The sequence below is a fragment of the Polaribacter sp. genome, from assembly GCF_049276715.1.
Classification (GTDB): domain Bacteria; phylum Bacteroidota; class Bacteroidia; order Flavobacteriales; family Flavobacteriaceae; genus Polaribacter.
In genome coordinates this window covers 1-1,515 of the sequence record NZ_JBASWY010000038.1, presented here as the reverse complement: position 1 = coordinate 1,515, position 1,515 = coordinate 1, and the positions used below count along the sequence as shown (strand labels likewise).

2 protein-coding genes are annotated in these 1,515 nt (G+C 50.5%); one reads left to right on the top strand and one right to left on the bottom strand.

Translation table 11 applies throughout. The annotated features are described in order from the left end of the window. Nucleotides 1-152: 152 nt before the first annotated feature. Complete coding sequence (locus tag WAO74_RS09825) at nucleotides 153-926, bottom strand: DUF2760 domain-containing protein (RefSeq protein WP_422161673.1); 774 nt, start codon at nucleotides 924-926, stop codon at nucleotides 153-155. Nucleotides 927-1,175: 249 nt separating this feature from the next. On the opposite strand from WAO74_RS09825, the gene WAO74_RS09820 reads away from it, so the two are divergent. Further along, a partial coding sequence (locus WAO74_RS09820) for a PAS domain-containing protein (protein ID WP_422161671.1) occupies nucleotides 1,176-1,515 on the top strand: 340 nt, incomplete at its 3' end.

The following is a 1,515-nucleotide window of genomic DNA, read 5'->3' as shown; positions in this document are numbered from 1 at the left end:
GCCCAGGTCGATCCCTACCACGTAGAGGGGATCGGAGTTGTTTTCATCTATCATATTTTCACCCGTTACCTGTCATCCGTCATCCGTCGTCCGTCGTCCGTCGTCCGTCGTCCGTCGTCCGTCGTCTGAAACTGATCATGAAAATAGGAATGTCAACCAATTTCCACTTCCGCCGGAGCGATAACAGTGGGGTCCTGGGAACCGGCGGAGAGGGTCGGCAGGTTAAAGTTGCCAACACGCCATCCCCGGTGCTGCAGGATGCCTTTAAAGGGCGGTTCCCCGGTTACATTGCCCGTGAGCTTGATGGCGCCGGCATCGAATCCGGCTTCAACTGTTATTTCTTCACCTTCGTCTTTGCTAATGACAGCCTCGGGATTCAGGTATTTGCGCAGGGTTTTATGGCAGTTTTCCTGAATGTTTCGAACGGCGGCGCCGATCTGGGCGTCATCATATCCTTGAAGGTTTTCTTCCAGAAAATCCACAAGTCGGCCTTCGCGCTGCAGCAGCGACAGCAGGTGCAGGGTCCTGCGCTGGTCTTCTCTGACGCGGGTTTCTTTTTCCTCGAGGGTCGGCCGGGGCGTCGCCGCCTTTTTCTCTTTTTTCGAGGTGGATTCAACCGGTTTTGGCGCCACTGTCTTTGCCAATGTCCGCTTCAGGGAGGCGCACAGCGTCAACCAGAGTAAAAGCCCGAAAATGACCAGACTTCCTCCCAGAACTTGAAGGGAAAGGATGCCGCCATTTTTCAGGACCAGGGCGAAACCTTCCAAAGGCGCCTTCCCCTGAAGTTCCGGCTTTAATTCATTAAGGCAGGTTTTCAGCAGTTCCATCTCCCAGTACCCGAAACCGGCAAGGGCCAGTCCCAGTAAAAGAAACCACAGGAATATCCATAGGGATAAACTGCTTGAGATTTTCTTTGACGTTTCCATTATTGTTTCCTTTCTCTTTCTAATGCGGCGTATCCACAACCCAAAAGGATAGAAGCCAGTCTTCGGAATTCTTCCTTTTTTTTGAAACAAGATAAGTTGTAAGGCATTAACATGCTGGAATAGCATGCTAAGTCAGGCCAGTAGTAAGCCCGAAGACGAGGCGATGCTACTCCAGTTCCGGCGAGAATGTCAAGGGGAGATCAGGTAACTACGGTTACGTTTGACATTTGTTAATGCTTGTATGAGACTGTGAAGAGACAATATTGGAAAAACATCCGGAAAGCAAGTATAGGGAGGTTCAACATTAAATCGATCATCCTTCAAAATATTCTGGAAAGTATTCCGGTCGGTCTTCTGGTCATTAACCCGGATGGAGAGATCGTTGCCAGCAATCAGGCCGCGTCAGTGATTCTGGGATATCCTTGCCGCATGTTTGAAGGAAAAGGGTGGGGCGACCTGTTTCTGGAGGAGGTAAGGAACCGGGCTTTTAATCAGGTCATACTGGATGTGATCCAGGAAAAGAAGGTTAATCTTCATCGCAGGGCGCCCTATGTTCAACCGGGGGGCGAGACGCTTCAATTGTCCATTA